This is a genomic window from Fusobacterium ulcerans ATCC 49185, assembly GCF_900683735.1.
GTDB classification, from domain to species: domain Bacteria; phylum Fusobacteriota; class Fusobacteriia; order Fusobacteriales; family Fusobacteriaceae; genus Fusobacterium_A; species Fusobacterium_A ulcerans_A.
On the sequence record NZ_LR215979.1, the window covers coordinates 1,782,220 to 1,802,499 of the forward strand.

General features: G+C 29.4%; 20 protein-coding genes. 7 read left to right on the forward strand and 13 right to left on the reverse strand.

What is annotated here, in order from left to right; translation table 11 throughout:
- Positions 1-9: 9 nt before the first annotated feature.
- The 5 genes from E0E45_RS08005 to E0E45_RS08025 are packed head-to-tail and all read left to right on the forward strand — an operon-like array spanning position 10 to position 6,582.
- A complete protein-coding gene (locus tag E0E45_RS08005) occupies positions 10-1,470 on the forward strand; it encodes an efflux transporter outer membrane subunit (RefSeq protein ID WP_130890687.1) in 1,461 nt (486 codons plus the stop codon).
- Between the two features lie 37 nt (positions 1,471-1,507).
- A complete protein-coding gene (locus E0E45_RS08010; RefSeq protein ID WP_130890688.1) occupies positions 1,508-2,545 on the forward strand; it encodes an efflux RND transporter periplasmic adaptor subunit in 1,038 nt (345 codons plus the stop codon).
- Between the two features lie 5 nt (positions 2,546-2,550).
- The gene (locus tag E0E45_RS08015) at positions 2,551-4,311 is read left to right on the forward strand and encodes an ATP-binding cassette domain-containing protein (RefSeq protein ID WP_130890689.1); all 1,761 of its coding nucleotides are present in this window, start codon (positions 2,551-2,553) and stop codon (positions 4,309-4,311) included.
- Positions 4,312-4,325: 14 nt separating this feature from the next.
- Positions 4,326-5,453, forward strand: coding sequence for an ABC transporter permease (locus E0E45_RS08020; protein WP_130890690.1), 1,128 nt, complete (start codon positions 4,326-4,328; stop codon positions 5,451-5,453).
- 13 nt (positions 5,454-5,466) lie between these two features.
- Positions 5,467-6,582 carry an ABC transporter permease gene (locus E0E45_RS08025; RefSeq protein WP_130890691.1) on the forward strand — a complete coding sequence of 372 codons (1,116 nt, stop codon included), beginning with the start codon at positions 5,467-5,469 and terminating at the stop codon, positions 6,580-6,582.
- A 136-nt stretch (positions 6,583-6,718) separates the two neighbouring features.
- Here E0E45_RS08025 and E0E45_RS08030 read toward each other — a convergent pair whose 3' ends face one another.
- The 4 genes from E0E45_RS08030 to E0E45_RS08045 form a co-directional block, all read right to left on the reverse strand.
- A complete protein-coding gene (locus tag E0E45_RS08030) occupies positions 6,719-7,591 on the reverse strand; it encodes a ParA family protein (RefSeq protein ID WP_130890692.1) in 873 nt (290 codons plus the stop codon).
- A 288-nt stretch (positions 7,592-7,879) separates the two neighbouring features.
- The gene (gene zupT, locus E0E45_RS08035; protein WP_130890693.1) at positions 7,880-8,650 is read right to left on the reverse strand and encodes a zinc transporter ZupT; all 771 of its coding nucleotides are present in this window, start codon (positions 8,648-8,650) and stop codon (positions 7,880-7,882) included.
- Between the two features lie 159 nt (positions 8,651-8,809).
- Entirely contained in the window at positions 8,810-9,055 is a 246-nt protein-coding gene (locus E0E45_RS08040; RefSeq protein ID WP_130890694.1) for a hypothetical protein, read from the reverse strand.
- A 184-nt stretch (positions 9,056-9,239) separates the two neighbouring features.
- Positions 9,240-9,623 (reverse strand): hypothetical protein, encoded by a 384-nt coding sequence (locus E0E45_RS08045; protein ID WP_130890695.1) that lies wholly within the window; start codon positions 9,621-9,623, stop codon positions 9,240-9,242.
- A gap of 268 nt (positions 9,624-9,891) precedes the next feature.
- On the opposite strand from E0E45_RS08045, the gene E0E45_RS08050 reads away from it, so the two are divergent.
- Positions 9,892-10,491, forward strand: coding sequence for a toxin-antitoxin system YwqK family antitoxin (locus tag E0E45_RS08050; protein WP_130890696.1), 600 nt, complete (start codon positions 9,892-9,894; stop codon positions 10,489-10,491).
- A gap of 61 nt (positions 10,492-10,552) precedes the next feature.
- Here E0E45_RS08050 and E0E45_RS08055 read toward each other — a convergent pair whose 3' ends face one another.
- On the reverse strand, positions 10,553-10,930 hold the full coding sequence (locus tag E0E45_RS08055) for a hypothetical protein (RefSeq protein WP_130890697.1): 378 nt from the start codon (positions 10,928-10,930) through the stop codon (positions 10,553-10,555).
- A gap of 276 nt (positions 10,931-11,206) precedes the next feature.
- Here E0E45_RS08055 and E0E45_RS08060 point away from each other — a divergent pair, with 276 nt between their 5' ends.
- Positions 11,207-11,455, forward strand: coding sequence for a hypothetical protein (locus E0E45_RS08060; RefSeq protein ID WP_232044080.1), 249 nt, complete (start codon positions 11,207-11,209; stop codon positions 11,453-11,455).
- Between the two features lie 82 nt (positions 11,456-11,537).
- Here E0E45_RS08060 and hydG read toward each other — a convergent pair whose 3' ends face one another.
- The 8 genes from hydG to E0E45_RS08100 form a co-directional block, all read right to left on the reverse strand.
- Positions 11,538-12,947 (reverse strand): [FeFe] hydrogenase H-cluster radical SAM maturase HydG, encoded by a 1,410-nt coding sequence (gene hydG, locus E0E45_RS08065; protein WP_130890698.1) that lies wholly within the window; start codon positions 12,945-12,947, stop codon positions 11,538-11,540.
- A gap of 148 nt (positions 12,948-13,095) precedes the next feature.
- Positions 13,096-13,965, reverse strand: coding sequence for a DUF2156 domain-containing protein (locus E0E45_RS08070; protein ID WP_130890699.1), 870 nt, complete (start codon positions 13,963-13,965; stop codon positions 13,096-13,098).
- 90 nt (positions 13,966-14,055) lie between these two features.
- On the reverse strand, positions 14,056-15,438 hold the full coding sequence (pepV, locus tag E0E45_RS08075) for a dipeptidase PepV (RefSeq protein ID WP_130890700.1): 1,383 nt from the start codon (positions 15,436-15,438) through the stop codon (positions 14,056-14,058).
- A gap of 24 nt (positions 15,439-15,462) precedes the next feature.
- On the reverse strand, positions 15,463-16,209 hold the full coding sequence (locus E0E45_RS08080) for a VacJ family lipoprotein (protein WP_130890701.1): 747 nt from the start codon (positions 16,207-16,209) through the stop codon (positions 15,463-15,465).
- Positions 16,199-17,473, reverse strand: a complete 1,275-nt coding sequence (locus tag E0E45_RS08085) for a serine/threonine protein kinase (RefSeq protein WP_130890702.1) — start codon at positions 17,471-17,473, stop codon at positions 16,199-16,201. Before E0E45_RS08085 ends, E0E45_RS08080 begins: the two co-directional genes overlap by 11 nt.
- Before the next feature lie 78 nt (positions 17,474-17,551).
- A complete protein-coding gene (gene ilvA / locus E0E45_RS08090) occupies positions 17,552-18,754 on the reverse strand; it encodes a threonine ammonia-lyase (protein ID WP_130890703.1) in 1,203 nt (400 codons plus the stop codon).
- Between the two features lie 249 nt (positions 18,755-19,003).
- Positions 19,004-19,282: an HU family DNA-binding protein gene (locus E0E45_RS08095; RefSeq protein ID WP_130890704.1), complete on the reverse strand. Its 279-nt coding sequence runs from the start codon at positions 19,280-19,282 to the stop codon at positions 19,004-19,006.
- Between the two features lie 77 nt (positions 19,283-19,359).
- Entirely contained in the window at positions 19,360-20,277 is a 918-nt protein-coding gene (locus tag E0E45_RS08100) for a DMT family transporter (RefSeq protein WP_130890705.1), read from the reverse strand.
- Between the last annotated feature and the right edge of the window lie 3 nt (positions 20,278-20,280).

Here is a 20,280-nt window from a genome sequence, read left to right on the forward strand (position 1 = left end):
GGTGACCTCATGGGAAAACAAATCAAAAAAATACTCTACTATGTACCAATAATTCTGCTGACTGTTTCTTGTAGTAATTCTCAATCAACTACATCAGAAAAATTTTCTCAGTCAAAACAACATAAATGGACAGAATTATCATCAAAATATGAAAATTCATATTCTGATAATGAAATTCAAAAAAACCTTTCCTTAAATGTCTTATCTAATTGGTGGTTAGTTTTAGAAGATGATACCCTCACTCAGCTTATAAATTTATCCTTAAATAATAATAAAAGTTTACAGGAAGCGAGAGCAAGAGTTAATGAAGCAAGAGCAGCATTAGGAATAAGCCAAGCAAAGTTGCTTCCATGGCTTGATAGTAATAATGGCTGGGAAAGAAAAAAAACATCTGATAATTCTCCAAACCCAAGTGGAATAGCTAATGTTTATAAATTAGGAATAGATGCTTCATGGGAAATTGACATTTTTGGTGGAAATCAGTATAAAATAGAAGCTGCAACAGCTGATTTACAGACACAACATGCCCAGCTTCATTCAGCATGGGTGACTTTAACTTCAGAGGTGGCAATTAATTATCTATCTCTAAGAACTTTACAGGAACGATTATCAATAGCTGAAGCAAATCTAGCTTTACAAGAAGATACCGTTCAATTATTGCAGTCTAAATATAATAATGGATTAATAGATGGATTGGCATTAAATCAGGCTAAGTATACAGCAAGCCAAACTAAATCTACTATTCCTACTATTAAAATAAGTATAGAAGAAACATTAAATAATTTAGCAGTTCTTACAGGACAACTACCAGGAAGTCTTGAAAAAAAACTAATAGAGAAAAAATCTCTCCCAAATATAAATGAAACGATATATGTAGGAATTCCTGCTGAAACTTTAAGACAAAGACCTGATATACAAGCAGCTGAATACCAGTTAGAAGCTCAAATTGCTCGTACAAAGTCAGCAAAAACTGATTTAAAACCAAAATTGATATTATTTGGCTCAATAGGCTTAGAAAGTATCAGTAGTGGTTCACTGTTGTCTGCTGGAAGTAAAGGATTTTCAATTGGTCCTCAAATTAGTTTACCAATTTTTCATGCAGGTGCCATAAGAAAAAATATTAAAGTACAAACTGCTAGAGAGGAACAATATCTTGCAGCTTATGAAAATACAATATTAAATGCTGTAGCTGAAGTAAGAAATTCATTAACAGCAATAAACCAGGAAACAGAAAAAAATATTTCTCTAAAAGAAGGAGTTCAAACAGCATCACTTGCTTTAGAGATATCACAGGAAAAATATAACAATGGATTGATTGATTTTCAAAATGTTCTTGATGCACAAAGAGCATTGCTCTCATTAGAAGATCAATATGCAATAAGTAAAGGACAGAAAATTTCAAATTTAGTTAGTTTATTTAAAGCATTAGGTGGTGGCTGGGAACCATTAACTTCAGAACAAGTGAAATAACCTAGAATAGAGCATTTTTTATTAGGAGGTCAAGGTAATGAATAAAGAAAAAATTCTTTCAACTTTAAAAAGTAATTATAAAATAGTTTTATTAATAATCCTCATTTTAGTAATTTTTAGTGGAGGATGTATATATAATAAAATAAAGAAAGATGAAAATGTAGTATTATATGGAAATGTTGATATCAGACAAATTGCTTTAGCTTTTAATGCCAGTGAAAGAATAGAAAAAATGTATGTAGAAGAAGGGGATCCTGTAAAAAAAGGTGATGTTTTGGCAACTTTAGATACTAGAAGTTTAAAGCTTCAAATAGAAAAAAACAAGGCACAAATAGAAGTACAGGAAAATGCAGTATTACGTTTAAAAAATGGTTCAAGACCTGAAGAAATATCACAAAAATTAGCCAAATTAAATGGAGCAGAGGCAGAAGCAAAAAATGCAAAAATACAGTTGCAAAGAATTCAAAATGCTTATAATAATTCTGCTGGTCGTTCAATAAGCAGGCAGGAGAAAGATGATGCAGAATCAAGAGTTAAAATAACTACAGCTCAAGTGAAGGAAGCATATGAAGGCTATCAATTAGCAAGTATTGGCCCTCGTGTTGAAGATATTGCTGAAGCTGAAGCTCAACTGAAAACATTAAAGGCAGAACTAGCAATACAAGAATATCTACTAAGTCAAACTCAGTTGATAGCACCAAGTGATGCAGTTGTACGTTCACGTTTACAAGAGCCAGGAGATATGGCTTCTCCACAACGTGCTACATATCTTTTAGCATTAAATGATAAAAAATGGGTACGAGCATATATTCAGGAAACACAACTTGGTTTTATTAAACCAGGAATGAATGTTGCAGTTTCTATTGATAGCTATCCAAATAAATCAATAAATGGACAGATTGGTTTTGTTTCTTCAGTTGCTGAATTTACTCCTAAAACAGTTCAGGCTCAAGAATTAAGAACCTCTTTACTATATGAAATTAGAATATATGTAGATGATAAAGAAGATATATTGCGTATGGGTATGCCTGCCACAGTAAAAATTGATACTATAAATATGAATACCAAGGAGTAACTTTTATGAATAATGAAAATGTAGTTATTTCAGAAAATTTGTATAAACATTTTATCGTTAAGCCAGGAAAGAAAAAAGTAGATGCACTTACAGATATTAATATAGAAGTTCCAGCAGGAAAACTTACTGCATTAATTGGGCCAGATGGAGCAGGGAAAACAACTTTTATGCGTCTGGTATGTGGACTCATGATGCCAAGTGAAGGGAATATAACAGTACTTGGAATAAATACAAAAGAAAATCCCCAGGGAATTCAGGATAGAATAAGTTACATGCCTCAGCGTTTTGGACTTTATGAAGATTTGAGTATTCAAGAAAATCTTAATCTTTATGCTGATTTATATGGAGTTCCTAAAGATGTACGTGATAAACGTTTTGAACGCCTTTTAAAGATGACAGGATTAGAAGAATTTACTAAAAGACAGGCAGGAAAATTATCAGGAGGAATGAAACAAAAACTGGGATTAGCATGTACGCTGGTTCGTTCTCCAGAACTTTTATTATTAGATGAACCAACAGTAGGAGTTGACCCTCTTTCTAGAAGAGAATTATGGGAAATTTTAAAAAATCTTGTTAAAGATGAAAATCTTACAGTTTTAGTAAATACAGCTTATATGGATGAAGCTGAACTTTGTCATAAGGTAATAGTGATACATAAAAGCAGTATATTAGCTACAGGAACGCCTAAAGAACTAGCCTTGATAGGAGAAAACAGATGTTATAAAATTCAGCCTCCAGCTGGAATGCCTTCTCGTATCTTGCAAACAAAATTACTTGATGATAAAAAAAATATTGTTGATGCTGTTCCAGAAGGGGGAGAGGTAAGATTCATTACTCAATCAGATGAAGCTTTCAATAATATAAAAGAAATTGAAGCTAATATAGAAATTCAAAAAGTTAATTCCACTTTAGAAGATGGCTTTATGATTTTATTACACGATTATGAAAGTAAACATACACAAACAGAAAAAAAAATCTTCCCTATAAAATTTTCAGATAAATTTGAAATATCAAGTCAGGTAGATATAGAAGTCAAAAATCTTGTGCGAAAATTTGGAGATTTTACAGCTGTAGCTAATACTTCCTTTCAGGTATATAAAGGAGAAATATTTGGATTATTAGGTCCAAATGGAGCAGGCAAAACAACTACATTTAGAATGCTGTGTGGTTTATTGCCTTCAACAAGTGGATTTTTATCTGTAGCAGGTGTTAATCTACGAAAATCAAGAACTCAAGCCAGAACAAATATTGGATATGTTGCACAAAAATTTTCTTTGTATTCAAACTTAACTGTAGATGAAAATTTAATGTTTTTTGGTGGTGTTTATGGTTTAAAAGGAGAAGAATTAGAAAATAGAATGGAAGAAGTAAAAAAACAGTTTGGTCTGATAGGTCAAGAAACTAAACCTAGTGGTGATCTTCCTGGAGGATTCAAACAGCGTTTATCCATGGCTGTAGCACTTTTACATGAGCCTAAAATTCTTTTTCTTGATGAGCCTACAAGTGGTATTGATCCTCTAGCAAGGCGTACTTTTTGGCGCCAGATAACATCTCTGGCTGCAGGTGGAACTACAATAATTATCACTACACACTTTATGGAAGAAGCTGAATACTGTGATCGTATTATGATACAGGATCAGGGGAAAATGCTGGTAATTGGTGCTCCAGAAGATATACGGAAAAATGCTGGTGAAAATATAAAAACAATGAATCAGGCTTTTATTGAGATAGTTGAACAAAATCGTTCAAAGGCACAAATAGATTAATTAAGGAGAATGTTATGAGTAAAAATGGTTTTATAAAACGTCTTACTGCATTGGTAACCAAAGAATTCCGTCAATTGATTCGTGATAACAGCAGTATTTTAATTGGAATATTTTTACCTATTCTTTTAATATTTATCATAGGTTATGGAGTATCACTTGATGTAAAAAATGTTCCTATAGCAGTAGTTCTTGAAGATACCTCCCCCACAACTTATAATGTTTTAAGCTTTTTAAATGGTTCGGAATATTTTTCACCAACTTATGTAACATCTATGCATGAAGCAGAAAAAATGATAGATGAGCGACATGTTGATGCAATCTTAAGGATTCCTTCTGATTTTTCAGAAAGTTTATATAGACAGGAAAGTTCAATACAATTAATTTTGTATGGGGTAGATTCCAGCACTGCTACACTTGTAAAAGGATATATTGAAGGTTCTATAAAGCAATGGGAAGCATTAAATATATCTAAATTTATAAATGATTCCTCTATTGGAAATATAACTGTTGAAAATAGAATGTGGTTCAATGATGCAAATTCAAGTATTTGGTATTTTATTCCTGGGCTTATAGTTCTTATAATAACTATTGTTGGAGTTTTTTTAACTTCCTTAGTTATGGCACGAGAGTGGGAACGAGGAACATTGGAATCTTTGTTTATTTCCCCTGTAAAACCATTGGAAATATTATTATCAAAAATGGTTCCATATTTTTGCGTAGCTATGGTTGGATTTATTTTTTGTCTTATAGCAGCACGTTTTCTATTTGAAGTTCCTATCTATGGTTCTCTGGCTATTATAATATTGTGCTCCATGCTCTATTTACTTGTAACTTTGGGAATGGGACTTACAATATCTTCTATTACAAAAAATCAATTTCTAGCCAGTCAGTTAGCTTTACTTGTAAGTTTTTTACCTGCTATGATGTTAACAGGATTTTTATATGATTTACGTAGTGTTCCCGCTTTTATTCGTAATGTTGGACAAATATTACCTGCAACATATTATTTAGAACTACTTAAATCACTTTTCCTTGCTGGAAATAATTGGCATTTGATTTATAAAAACTGCATAATATTATTTTTTTATGCAGTATTCTTTATTTCTTTAGCATTGAAAGTAACTAAAAAAAGCCTTGAATAGGAGTAGATGGTATATGAATAACTTTATGACATTTTTATTAAAATTAAAAAGTATATGTAAAAAAGAACTTTTGACCACTTTGAAGGATCCTGCTACAAGAACAGTACTTTTTATTCCAGTTATTATACAAAGTTTTTTATTTGGATATGCAGCAACATATAACCTTGATAAAGTTCCCTATGCTTATCTTGATAATAGTAAAAGTAAAACTTCTATTGAATTTATTTCAAAGCTTGATGGAACAAATGTTTTCAAGCGAGTACAGACTTTAATGAATTCTAACGAAATAGCTCAGAGTATTGATTCTGATAAAGCAATGTTGGTAATAAATATTGATTCTGATTTTGAAAAAAAATTGTCAAAGGGAGAGTCAGCTCCAATTCAAGTAATTACAGATGGTCGTAACACTATGACAGCAGCTGTAGCATCAGGATACATTAATGATATTGTTGCAGAATTTAATAATGAAAGAAATGGAGGAAAACAACTGATCAATATAAAAACAAGATCATGGTATAATCCCAATCTTATAACAAGATGGAGTTTTCTTCCAGGAATGATAGCAACTTTAAGCTTGATACAGACATTGATGCTTGCTGGTTTATCAGTTGCCAGAGAAAGAGAGCAGGGAACTTTTGACCAATTGTTAGTTACTCCACTTTCTTCAATTGAGATTTTGATAGGTAAGGCTGTTCCACCAATGATTATAGGAATGCTTCAAGTAACATTTATTATAGTTATCTGTGTATTTTGGTTTAAAATACCTATGAGTGGCTCGATATTCACCCTATACTTTACTGTTTTTATATTTATGACCAGCTGTATTGGAATAGGTTTGTCTATTTCAGCTGTTTCAAATAGTATGCAGCAAGTTATGGTATACACTTTTGTTCTTATAATGCCAATGGTTTTATTATCTGGATTAGCAACTCCTATACATAATATGCCTAGAATTCTTCAAATTGCTACTTATGCTAATCCCTTACGTTTTGGAGTAGAAGCCATAAGAAGAATTTATCTGGAAGGCAGTAGCTTAGCCCAAATTGCTCATAATTTTATACCTATGGCTGTAGTTGCAGCAGTGACTTTACCTCTTGCTGTTTGGTTATTCAGAAATAAATTAGTTTAATTTTAAACCTAAAAGGTGTAAATAATAAATTATTTACACCTTTTCATCTATAAACTCTCATTTTTTCATTATGTATTTTAAATAATTCTAAAAGAATCATACTCTTAGATATATTATGTGTGTTTATTTTATTTTTCTATTCTAAACTAATTATTCTTTCAGCCATCTCTTTTATAAAAATATTAAACAGCTCTTTATTTTTAGTTAAATTTGGGATTTGAGATAAAATATAATCATTAGCACCTAATTTTCCATTCTCCAAAAGCATTCCAATTATTTTTATATTTCTTGTGAACATACTTATTTCTTTTACATTTTTATTTTCTATTTTTTTATCAAATAAATAATCCTGTTTTATAAATCCAATAAATTTAGGCTGTTTATCTGGGAAAGAATAATATGAATCACTATATTTACTAAGCATATTATTTCTTAATTCATTCAAATCATGAAACTCTTTAATTAAAAGTATAAAAGTATCATTCATAAATAAATCAATTATTGTAGGTATAGCTATATAATCTGATACCATCAATAAATTTTTACTTATTTCTTTCATAGTAGATGGAAAATCTATTATAATATAATCTAAATTATACTCTTCTTCCATTTTATTAAAAAATTCATTAAATGCTCCAGCTATATTTCCAAATATCTTCATATTATTATCTTTTTTATGGGCAAAAGAAAGTGTGACTTCCAATTTTAGTATTTCATTACTACCAGGAATTAAAAACAAGGTATTAGAAATCATTTGAGGAGGTACAGCAGTTATTGGTATAGGCTGACCTTCAAAGGCTTTTAAAACTGCTTTATGTAAATCAACAACTGTTTCTTTCAAACTATCATTATTTAAATCTAAAGATAATTTCGTCAAACTGCATTGTGGGTCTGCATCTATCATCAAGACTCTCTTTCCTTCCTCCGAAAGAGCTTTTGCCATATAATATGCTGAAGTGGTTTTTCCTATTTTCTCTTTATAGTTATAAATTGATATCCTTTTTGCCATATCTTTTCCCTCCTGTTATCTTTTAATATCTCAATATCTTAAAAATAAGATTATTATTTTTGTTAATATATTATTCCTTATAAATATATTTTATCTTACCTCTTATATATTAACACATTATTTTAATTTTATGTAATAAAAAAATGGATAACTCATAAAAAGAATACAAAGATTACAATATTTCCATTAATAATTAATTACTAACTAAGTAATTAATTGGAATTTAATCTAACTTTTTAGTCATCCATATATCTTATAAAATTTATTATTCTAATAAAAGTTTCCCTTCTAAATTACCATTAAACTAACTGCCATAACTATCATTCCAGAAATCATACTGTAAGTAGCTATGTGATGATTCTCATCATTCTGTGCTGATGGAAGAAGTTCATCTAATGCTATATAAACCATAATTCCTGCCACTGCTGCTAATAATATTCCAAATACTTTCTCATTTAAATAGCTTTTAAAAAGAACATATCCTGCTAAAGCTCCCAATGGTTCTACTAATCCTGAAATAAGAGAAAAAATAAAAGCTTTTTTTCTGCTTCCAGTTGCATAGTATATAGGTGCTGAAACAGCTATACCTACTGAGATATTATGTATTGCAATAGCTGTTGCTACAGAAAAACCTAAAGCTGGAGTCTTTAATACAGAGGTAAAAATTGCCATTCCCTCTGGAAAATTATGAATTCCTATTGCGATAGCTGTCATTACTCCCATTCTATATACAGATTTTTCTTCATTCTCTTCCTGATTTTCTTTCAGACAAAATTTTTCTGTAAGAACCATAAAAATCATCCCAAGAAAAAATGAAATAACTGCCACCCATAACCCTTTGCTCCCTCCATAAACCTCAACTAAAGATTCTCTTGACTCCATAAAAATTTCTACAAATGCAACATATATCATTACTCCACTTGCAAATCCCAATGAGGCTGAAAGAAATTTTTTATTTGTATTCTTCCCTATAAAAGAAATAATGCTTCCTCCCCCCATAGCTAGCCCAGCTAATAAAGTGAGAGTAAAAGCCATTGTTACATTTCCAGTTTCTATCATAATAATCCTTCTCCTTTCTTCATTTGAATTACTTCTATTTATTTTTAAATATATTAATTTTCTAATTATATTATACTGTTTAACTCTCTCTTATCTTTTTTCAAAATTAATTTATAAAAAGTTAAAGAGGAGATTTTTTCTCCTCTCATCAGTTTTTTATTACTTCTTTTTAGATTTTAATATTTTTTTATAGTCTTCCTTTGTATAACCATCATGATCATATCCATCTGGGTCATACCCATCTTTATCATGATTGTCTATATCATATCCATTTGGATCATAGTATGTTTTTGTCACTTTATGCTTTCTTACATTTTCCCCATCAGTATAAAAACCTCTTTCATCAATATTAGCACACGAACTCAGCAGTGATAAAAATAGAGATAAAAACAGCACTTTCTTCATACTTCCCTCCTCATTTTATCTATTTTGCAATATTAAATTTTATAAAGATACACGCTTTATAGAAATAAAAACTATATTTTATGATATAATTTTTTTATTTCTTTGTCAAATTATTGAGATGATTAGCATAAAAAACTAATATAAAATTTTACTATATATTTATATTTCCTAAATTATAAATATATTAATTATACTTATATGATTTTAATTTAAAATACTGATATAAAAAGGCATTAACTAATGTAAGAACAAAACCAATTAAAAATATAACAAGAGTTAGAAACATTACATTTTTTACATTAGGACTTATAATGACTTTTATAAATACTCCTGAGGAAATTAAAGCAGTAAAATTTAAAATAAAATATAAAAAATAGTATTTAAATTTATATCTGTCATCACCTATCCAATGATTGAAAATTATTACACTTTTACTTAAAGAAGTATATTGAATTATCTGTAATAAGTATTTATTTCCATCAAGTATTACTCCAGTAAAAAAAACTGTTCCAACTATATGAAATAATATTCCTACTATCAATACATATCTATTTAAAGTATTCCACATTTGGTACCTCCTAAAATAATTTTTTTATAATTCACTAAAAAAGTTATTTTTATATTCTTTTTGTTTATATTATAAGCTTTTTTCTATAAATGTCAAAATTAAAAGTTTAACAAGAAAATTAGTATTCTTAATTTTATTTTTTTATTTATATGCACAAAAAACATATATCATTTCTCGTCTAAAAAGCTAATTTTTATATATATTTTTATAATTTTTCTCATATTTATGTTATAATAAAATGCAATACTTATAAAAGGGGGAAGAATCTATGAAAAAAATATTATTATTAATTTCAGCAATATTTTTCTTATGGAGCTGTAATAATGAAAAATACGATACACCAGTACCCCAAAACTCTACATCATTTTATAAAAAAGAAAGTGTTTTGGGAATAAGTAATCACTTTTCTGGTATACTTACAGAAAAATATAGCAATGGACAGTTAAAAAAAGTTACATCTTATAAAGATGGAACAAAAAATGGATTAGAAAAAATCTATTATGAAAATGGAAAGATTCAATTAGAAGGAAATTATAAAAACAATATAGAAGATGGCCATTTCAAAACTTATTATCAAAATGGAAATTTAAATATTAATACTGAATTTAAAAATGGACTTCCAAATAATTTATTCACAAAATATCATCCTAATGGAAATTTAGCTTTAAAAGGAATATACAAAGATGGTAAACCACATGGAGAATGGAAAACATATTATTATAATGGAAAATTAGAATCTGAAAAAGAATATGACAATGGTTTGGGAACTGGAGAATGGAAGACATATTATGAAAATGGAAGTTTGAAATGGAAAGGGATTTATAAAAACGGTGAACTCATAGCAGAACAATTTATGATTTTATTATAGTAAAATAGGCCTCCTCAAATGATTAATTTCAGGAGGTTTTTATATTGAAATTAAATTATAATTAATTATATTTATATGATTTTAATTTAAAAAACTGGTAAAAATATGCTCCTGCAAAAGACATTCCTATTCCCATTATTATAACTATCCACATAGCTTCTTTCATCTCTTTATTAATCAAAAAAGTTTCCATGAATATCCTAATCAGCATTTCTAAAGAAAAATCTGCTATGACACAAGGAATATAATACTTTAATACAAATCTGTCATCCTCTATCCATCTAGTAAATATCAAGATATTTCTTAAACATGATACATATGTCACTATCAGCATGGAATCTCTTGATTTTTCATTAAGAACTACCAAAACAAATATCACTCCAAGTATATTCACGCATATTCCTAACTTTAGTACAAACATATCAAAAAATCTTTCCATGAAATTCCTCCGATGCTCTTACTTATTATATATAATATAGAATTAATTTTTATTAGTCAATAACAAATTAAGTTCTCATCTAAAAGAATTCTTCAAACTTAAAAAGTTTTTATTTCAAAATAGTTAAATGAAATATAATTTTATTTAACTAAATTTAACTAAATTTTATTTTTGAAAAGTATTTAGTCGAATTTACTGATTATGAAAAATCTATTGACATATTCAAAAAAAAATATGATAATATCATGTAAATTTTTTTTAAAGGAGAAGTTAAAAGTGCAAAATTGCTTACTAAAAAAAGAAATTCAGAATCTATTTGAAAATTTGAAAAAAAGACAAGAGCTTGACAAAGAACTTAAAGAAAATCTGAATGCTTTCTTTAATCTAGTTGACGAAAAAGCTAAAACTGAAGAGATTAAGCTTAGTCCTTCTGAATGGAATACCCTTGGAAGTCTAGCTTTTGCTTCTATAGAAAGTACTGAAAATCTTAATGAGTTTACAAATTTTTTACAAGAAAAATTTTAATGTTATCTATATTATAACATTAAAAAATAAAGCTGATCAAAGGATAAAAAGAAATTCATTCTTTGATCAGCTTTTATTTTATTTATACATTTATATCTCTAACTCCATTTTCTATAGCTTTTAAATTTTCTTTTATTTTATTTTTAAAATTTTCATCAGGCATTTTACTTAGAGTTTCCATTATAACTCTATCTCCTATTTCTCTCAATCTGTCATTTGCATAGTCTATTAAAAATTCCTTCAGAGTCATTAGAGCGTTTGCTTCACACATTACATTTATTTGTCCGCTTTTTGCTATTTCCATAAATCTGTCTCCTGTACGTCCATTTCTATAGCATGCTGTACAATAACTTGGTACATATCCTCCTTTCATTAGGCTTTCTATCATTTCTAAAGGTGACCTGTCATCCCCAAGTTCAAATTGTGGTTTTTCTTTAGTATCTTTTTCTCTTTCAGAATATCCTCCTACTCCAGTACATGATCCACTGCTTACTTGAGATATTCCCAATTTAATTGTTTCATCCCTTAGTTCAGCTTCCTCTCTAGTAGAAAGAATAAGTCCTGTATATGGTACAGCAAGTCTTAGTACTGCTACCAGCTTTTTAAAGTCCTCATCTGATACAAGATATGGATAATCTTTCAAGGATACATTTTCTGCTGCTCTAAGTCTTGGGACAGATATCGTATGGGGTCCTACTCCTGTTATTCTTTCCAGAGCATTAGCATATCTTATCATAGATATAGTTTCATATTTAAAGTCATATAAGCCATATAAAACTCCTATACCGACATCATCTATTCCAGCTTCCCTTGCTCTGAACATGGCTGTTGTATGATATTCATAATCTCTTTTAGGTCCATTTAAGTGTACCCTCTCATATGTAGGTTTATGGTATGTTTCTTGGAATAATATATATGTTCCTATTTCTGCTTCTTTCAGTCTTTTATAATTTTCAACTGTTGTAGCAGCAATATTTACATTTATCCTTCTAATGCTTCCATTTTTAAATTTTATCGAGTATATGTCTTTTATACATTCCAATACATAATCTAAAGAACAATTAAGAGGGTCTTCTCCAGCTTCCAAAGCTATTCTTTTATGTCCTAATTTTTCTAATGATTTTACTTCCTCTATTAAGTCTTCTCTATTTAATTTTTTTCTGCTCAATTCACCATTATCATGTTTATATCCACAATACTCACAATTATTTACACAATAGTTACTTATATAAAGAGGTGCAAACATTACTATTCTTTTTCCATATATTTTCTCTTTTATTTTTCTTGCAGTTTCAAAAATCTCTTCAAGAAGTTTAGGATTATTTATACTTAACAGAACAGCTGCTTCTTCATCAGTAATACCTTTAGCCTCAATAGCTTTTTCCAATATTTCTCTTACCAATTTTTTATCTTCAGCTTTTTTTTCAGACTCTTTTATTAAAAGTTTTATATCATTCTCATTTAAAAAATCTAATTCATATTTTTGTCCCATAAAATCCTCCTTCATAATTATTTATATTATATCATATTTAAAGGTATATTTTACTCTTAAATTTTCTTGTTTATATATTTATTTTGTATAAAAATAAAAAATTATATATATAAAAACTGAGACCTATTTCTAAGTCTCAGCCAATATTTTATTTTATTCCAGTTATTTCATATTTTTTTAGAAGTTCCAATGGATGGTAAGATTCTTTTGCTTCTCTCAGCCCCTCATCTCCAAAATCATCTTCTCTGTTTACATATTTATAATCTGTAAACTCTTTTTCTAAGAAAGTCATATTTATCATCTGGTAGCTTCCAGTATAGTTATTTAAACCTTTTTCAATATGTATCACTACATATTCATCATTTATAGCTTCACCTAGTGTATAAGCTACTATATTTCCATCTACTTTCAGCATTCCGCCTTTTATTCCAAGTATATTAAAATTATGAAGCAGATTCAGTATTCCCATATTTTCATTTTTTAATACTGGAATATCTTCACATTCTTTGTCATGGCACCAGTTACTTTGGAAATATATAACTTCATCTATATTTTCAGAATTTATTGACTCATATTTATAATCATAACTTTTTGTAAAATTATGTACTCTATTTTTCTTTTTAGCATATTTTCTTCCTTTTAAATAAGCCAGGCTCTCTATAGAATAAACATAATCATAACTATCTCTTCTCTCTTCAAGTATAAAGGTATCTTCAAGTTTTTCTTTCCATTCCTCAGGAACAAGTACTATTTTTTTATTGTTTTGAAGTAAATCTCTTACTATATCTTTCATTGCTCCTATTGCACTATCATCTTTAGGAACAGGCATGAAACAGTATTCATCATTTACAAATGTTCCATGTATAACTAATACATTGTTTTCTATTTTGTAATGAAGATTCTCCCCCTGACTCCATAAAAAAAGATTTGTAAAGTTATAATCACAAGTTGAAAATTTTCCCTTAGTAAATTCATCTATTGTTTCTTTATCTTCAATAGTTAACTTTTTCCAGTCCATAATTTGTATATCTCCTTAGTCTATATTATATTTCATTACCATAATATCATACTAGAAAATATACTTTTTTACCAGTCTTTTTCCTTTTTTTTATTTTGCAAGTCTATAAATAGCTTCCACATATATTTTTAACCATGTATCTATTTTATCAATTTCAAGATATTCATTTTTTTGGTGCATATTATTTTCTTGTGATGATAGAAGAGCTCCAAAAGCAACCCCATTAGTTACCTCTCTTGCATAAGTTCCTCCACCAATAGCTACTGGCTGAGCATCTACATCACCAGTTATTTCTTTGTAAATATCCATAAGAGTAGATACAAGGAAGCTGTCCTTAGCTACATATAGAGGAGCTGAATTTCCAGTTACTTCAAGTTCCATTTTCCCAGCAGTTTTTTCTTTTAATGTATCAATAACATTTGTATTAGGTACAAGAACTGGGCATCTCATGTCTATACATAATTCTAATTTTCCATTTTCAAGGGACATTTTTCCTAGATTAAGAGTAAGGCTTCCACTCTCTTCATCTTTAAAATCTATTCCAAAAGAAGCCCCATTATTTTCCATTTTTATGTATTCTTTAAAGAATTCTACCAATTCTTTTAACTCTTCATTTTTAATATCTACTGTTCCTAAAAATGTAAATAATGCACTGATAGAATTATATCCTTCTGCTGGTCTAGCTGCATGTGAAGATTTTCCCAAAGAAGTTACATGATATCTTCCATCTTTTACTTCAACTTCTACTTTATATTCTTTTCCTTCATTGAAAGGAACAACTTTTTCTGCAAGCCCATCAATAAACTCTACAGGAAGAACTGCCTCTGCTCTATCAGGAACTGAATTATATGCATTTCCACCCTTTATAGCTACATCATTTAAAGTTTTATAAGAATTTGAAAGTTTTACACGAACTATTCCTTTTTCAGCAAATGTTACTGGAAAACTTGAATCAGGTGTAAATGCCAATGTAGGCTGAGGCATTTTCAATGTATTAAAATAATGCTCCATGCAAAGACTTCCAGTTTCCTCATTAGCTCCTATTATCATTCTTATTTTTCTATTTAATTTAACTCCAGAATCTTTTATTGCTTTCATAGCATAAAGGCAAACCATAGAAGGTCCTTTATCATCTAATGTTCCTCTTCCAAAAATTTTCCCATCAGCTATAGTTGCACTGTATGGAGGATAAGTCCATCCTTCACCTTCAGGTACCACATCCACATGTCCTAGTATCCCTACTGTTTCTTCACCTTCACCAAATTCTATAGTACCAGCATAGTTGTCAAAATTTTCAACTTTAAATCCTAACTCTTTTCCCAGGTCTAAGAAATATTGTAAAGCTTCTGCTGGACCATCACCAAAAGGTTTCCCTTCTTTTGCAGGTTCCTGAACACTTTTTATCTGTACAGCACCTTGTATCCCTTTTATAACTTCTTCCTTATAGTCCAACACTTTTTTTTGTAAATCCATTTAATATCCTCCATTTTTCTTTTTTTAAAAAACTTGTACTCCTGTTTCTGATTGCAACTTTCTATATTTTTTGTAGAAGAATCTTAGATATTCATATTCAAATGGTGACCCACTTGCATAATATCTAAATTTTGTATTTTTTCTTTTGTCCACTGAATTAAGTGCAAATACTTCTGGACTGTCTATATCAAATAGATCAGCTGCTTCATAAGGATCTAAAGCTCCTAAAGCTACTGCATTTACTCCTGTTCCTACTGCATCTCTCAAATTGCTTGGCCCTAAGAAAGGAAGAATCAAATATGGTCCCTCTCCTACACCATAATGAGCTAGAGTAAGTCCAAAGTCTTCATATGGTTTAGGCATTCCCAAAGAAGAAGCTGTATCAAATAATCCTCCTGCTCCTAATGCAGTATTTATTGAAAATCTTCCTATTGCCCTCATAGCTTTTTTTATCTTAAATTGCAGTAGGGAATTTCCAGTTATTGTTATATTTTGTGTATTCCTAAAAAAATTCTTTATTCCTTTTTGTGCAAAAGTAGGTGTTACAAGATTGTAAGCATCTACTACTGGTAAAAATACATACTTATCAAAAGTATAATTAAAATAATATATTCTTCTGTTTAAAGGCTCCCATGGGTCATATACACCAAAATATTCTGCTATTTCACCATTATCATTTTTAGTTTTTGGTTTTTCATTTATATCAGCAAAAGAAAATGTAAAAACTGAAATCATCATAAGGAGTATAATAAATTTTTTCTTAGTTCTCATAGTCAAGTACTCCCTCCTTTAGAAACTTAAGCATTACATCTACATTAGTTTTGTAATACATATTTCCACAATGACCTCCATAAGGATATATTATTAATCTTTTATTGAAAGTATCCTCTAGGAATTCAAAATCCCTTTCTCCTAATATAATCTCATCTCTATTTGTCACTACTGCTATTTTATCAGTATTTTTTAAATAATCTTTTATTTGATGGAGTTTTGTGTGTTGTAAAAGCTCCTCAAGGCTTACCCCACCACCCATTTTTTCATTAAAATAAGGATAGGCAAGTCTATACATATAGTCTTCAAATCCTGCAAAATCTATTTTTTCAAAATATGGAAACATATTTGTGAACTTTCCAACTGGTTTGTCTACATAAACTTTTCTGTTATTTATTAAATCAGTTACATAATTAATATCAATAGCTGTTAGTCTAAACACAAGCCCTATCAGTTCTCCCATTTCTTCATCAGACATCTGATCTTTTGCAAACATGCTATAGATAAGCTCTTCTGTTATCTCTGTATAACCATTTTTTAAAGAATCTGAAAGTTTATTAAATACCTTATTAATAAGTTTCTCTAAATTCTCAACTTTTCCTTCTGTAGGTACATCCAAAGTTTTATCAAGTTTTACTGCTGATTCATAGATATCCACTGCAGGATTGATCATAAATACTCTCTTAAAGTTAAATGCTTTTTCTGTTTCATCAATATAAGAAACTACTGCTGCTTCAGTAGCACCTAAACTATAACCTACAACATAGAAATCAGAAACATTTATTTTATCCTTTACAATTTTATATGTTTCTTTCATAACATTATAAATATCTTTTCCATCATCCATTATCATTCCAGGCATTCTGTTACTAGATGCATTGATAATAAAATTGGAATGCATTGGGGAGGTAATTGATATTACACTATACCCAGCATCATAAAATATTCTTTGAAAAAATACCATTCTTGCTGCATGATAATCTGATCCTGTTCCTGCTAAAAGAAATATCAATGGTGCTTTTCCTTTCTGTGGAACTAAAGAAAATTCAAACTTATCATTATACCATAAATTCTCTGGCACTTCTATACTACCAGGAAGTTTAGTTTTATATACTTTAGTTGGAACAGATTCACTCACTCCATTTATCATTAAAGTAGAACTTCCTAGTATAGTTGCCATATATGGATTTTGAAAAGGATACTCATATTTTCCATAAGAGATAGAAAATACAAGAATCATTAATACTCCTATTATCTTTTTCATCTTTCTCCTCCAAACAACTTCATAATAGATATTCTACTTCAATTATCATTTTTTTTCAATACTAACTATTTTTGAATACTAATAAATTTCATATCCAGCCTCTATTATTTTAGCTCTTACTGCATCTCTATGTGTCATATCACTGCATTCTATTACCAATGTTACTTCCTGCATTGTTATTCCTAATTCAACATTATACATACTTTGTGTTATAAATAGAATATTGGCTCTGTTTTCTGTAATCAAACTTAATAATTTTTCTGTTTCTCCAAATCTGTCATGTACTTTTACTTTGAATTCATATCTTCTTCCTGCATTGATTAAAGCTCTGTTCAATACTCTTTCTATAAGATTTACATCTATATTTCCTCCAGACACTACTGCACATGTCTTTTTACCTTTACAGTCAACTTTTCCTGCCAAAATTGCTGCTAAAGGTGTTGCCCCTGCTCCTTCAGCCACTACTTTGCTTTTTTCCATTAAGAATAATATTGCTCTTGCTATTTCATCTTCTGTTACTGTTACTACTTCATCTACATATTGTTTTACAAGTTCAAGAGTTTTGCATCCTACTTTTTTTACTGCTATTCCATCTGCTATTGTTGGTGTTGCGCATACTTCACAACATTCTCCCTTTGCCAAAGCTTCTGTCATTGATGCGGCATTTGCTGATTCTACTCCTATGATTCTTACTGATGGATTGATTGATTTTATTGCTGTTGCTATTCCTGCAAGAATTCCTCCCCCTCCAATTGGTACTAGTACTGTATCTATATCAATTGCATCTTCTAATATTTCTAATCCTATAGTTCCTTGCCCTGAAATTACATAGTCATCATCAAATGGATGTAGGAATATTGCTCCTGTTTCTTTTTGAATTTCACATGCTTTCGCAAAAGCATCATCATATACAGTTCCACATAATACTACTTCCGCTCCATAGCCTTTTGTTGCTGCCACTTTTGCTATTGGTGCAGTTTCAGGCATTACTATTGTTGATTTTATTCCTTGTGCTGTTGCTCCCAAAGCTATTCCCTGTGCGTGATTTCCTGCTGATGATGCAATAACACCTTTTTTCTTTTCTTCTTCTGTAAGGTTAGCTATTCTGTTTAGAGCTCCTCTTACTTTAAATGATCCTGTCTTTTGAAGATTTTCTAGCTTGAACAATACTTTACCACCAAGTGCTTTTTCTAAAGTAGGACATTCTATTAATGGTGTTCTTTTAATTGAATGCTCAATAGTTTGTTTTGCTTTCTTGATGGTTTCTAATGTTACTGCCATGATTATTCCCCCTTATATTATGAGTTTAATTTTGATAATTTCTTTTAATTTTTTTTTGCAATAAAATTTTATTTTTACTTTTAAATTGATAATCAATCAACTCTTTATGTCTATATTATAGAACTTTTCTTTCGAATTTTCAACATTTTTAATGTGAAAATATCATATTTTTTTACTGTATATGAAAATAAAAAAGTGAAGATACTGATAAACAGCTTCTCCACTTTTACATTTAAATTAATTTAGGAATTATTGATTTACTTTTTCAGATAACCCTTTTCCAGCCTTGAATTTTACTACTTTTTTAGCTTCAACTTCCATTTCTTTACCAGTTTGTGGATTTCTGCAAGTTCTAGCAGCTCTTTCGTTAACTTCAAATTTTCCGAATCCTAGGAAAGTAACATCTTCTCCATTTACTAAACCTTCTTCAATAACTGCTAAAAAAGCTGCAGCTTTTTTCTCAGCATCAATTTTAGTTGCGAATTCCCCTTTTTCAAAATATAAATCAATAAACTCTTTTTTAGTCATTATAATTCCTCCTTAATTTTTTAGCTATATTCTTTATACCATAACTTTTAAAAATTTACAAATCATTTTATATTTTTTTACTCATTTACTCTATTTTTAGTTATTTTATAGATGGAATAGAGCATTAATACTGCACTTAATATTTGAATCATTGACAGAACATTTCTGTTAAATATATAGTCAAATAATATGCTTGATACAGGAAAACATAGCTCACACATTGTTGCTACATTGGCCTTGATATATCTAAGACCTCTATAATACAAAAGTATTGCTCCACTTCCGCTTGTAAGTCCTATTACAATAAATATAATCCATTGAGTAGGAGTAGTATGACTTATATAACCAAGACTCCCATTAAAAGAAGCTATAAAGAACATTATAAAAGTTGTTAATCCATATCTGAGATATAGAGCTGTTCTAAAAGATGCATTTTTTAAAATTCTTTTTCCAAATACAGTAGCACTACCAAAAGAAAACGCTGCTAATAAAGCATATAAACATGCTAACAGCATATTTCCATTATATACCATCTGAGGCATATTAAATTGGAATGTAAGAAGATATCCTCCTATAAGAGCCATCACTGCCCAGAATAAGAATCCTTTTCCCTCTCTTTCTTTCAATATCATCCTTGCTAATATAATAGCAAAAACAGGCTGTAATTTTTGTAAAAGTGTAACTACAGTAAGGTGATGAAAATTTACTAGAAATAGAGCTTTTACTATTGAAAGAGTTCCTAAACTTCCTCCAAATAAGGCTACTAGAAAGAAAAACATTAAATCTCTTTTATCTAATTTTTTTACATTTTTTATTTCATCTTTTCCAAATATCAAAGTCATTCCTATGAAAGGAAGAAGGTGCAGCATAAAAACCACATAAGGTACACTCAATTTGAATAGCCTTGGTGTCAGCACTATAGAATCAAATCCCCAGAGTGTAGCTGCAAGACACACAAGTATTGCTCCCATGGTTTCTTTTTTCTCAATTAACATTTT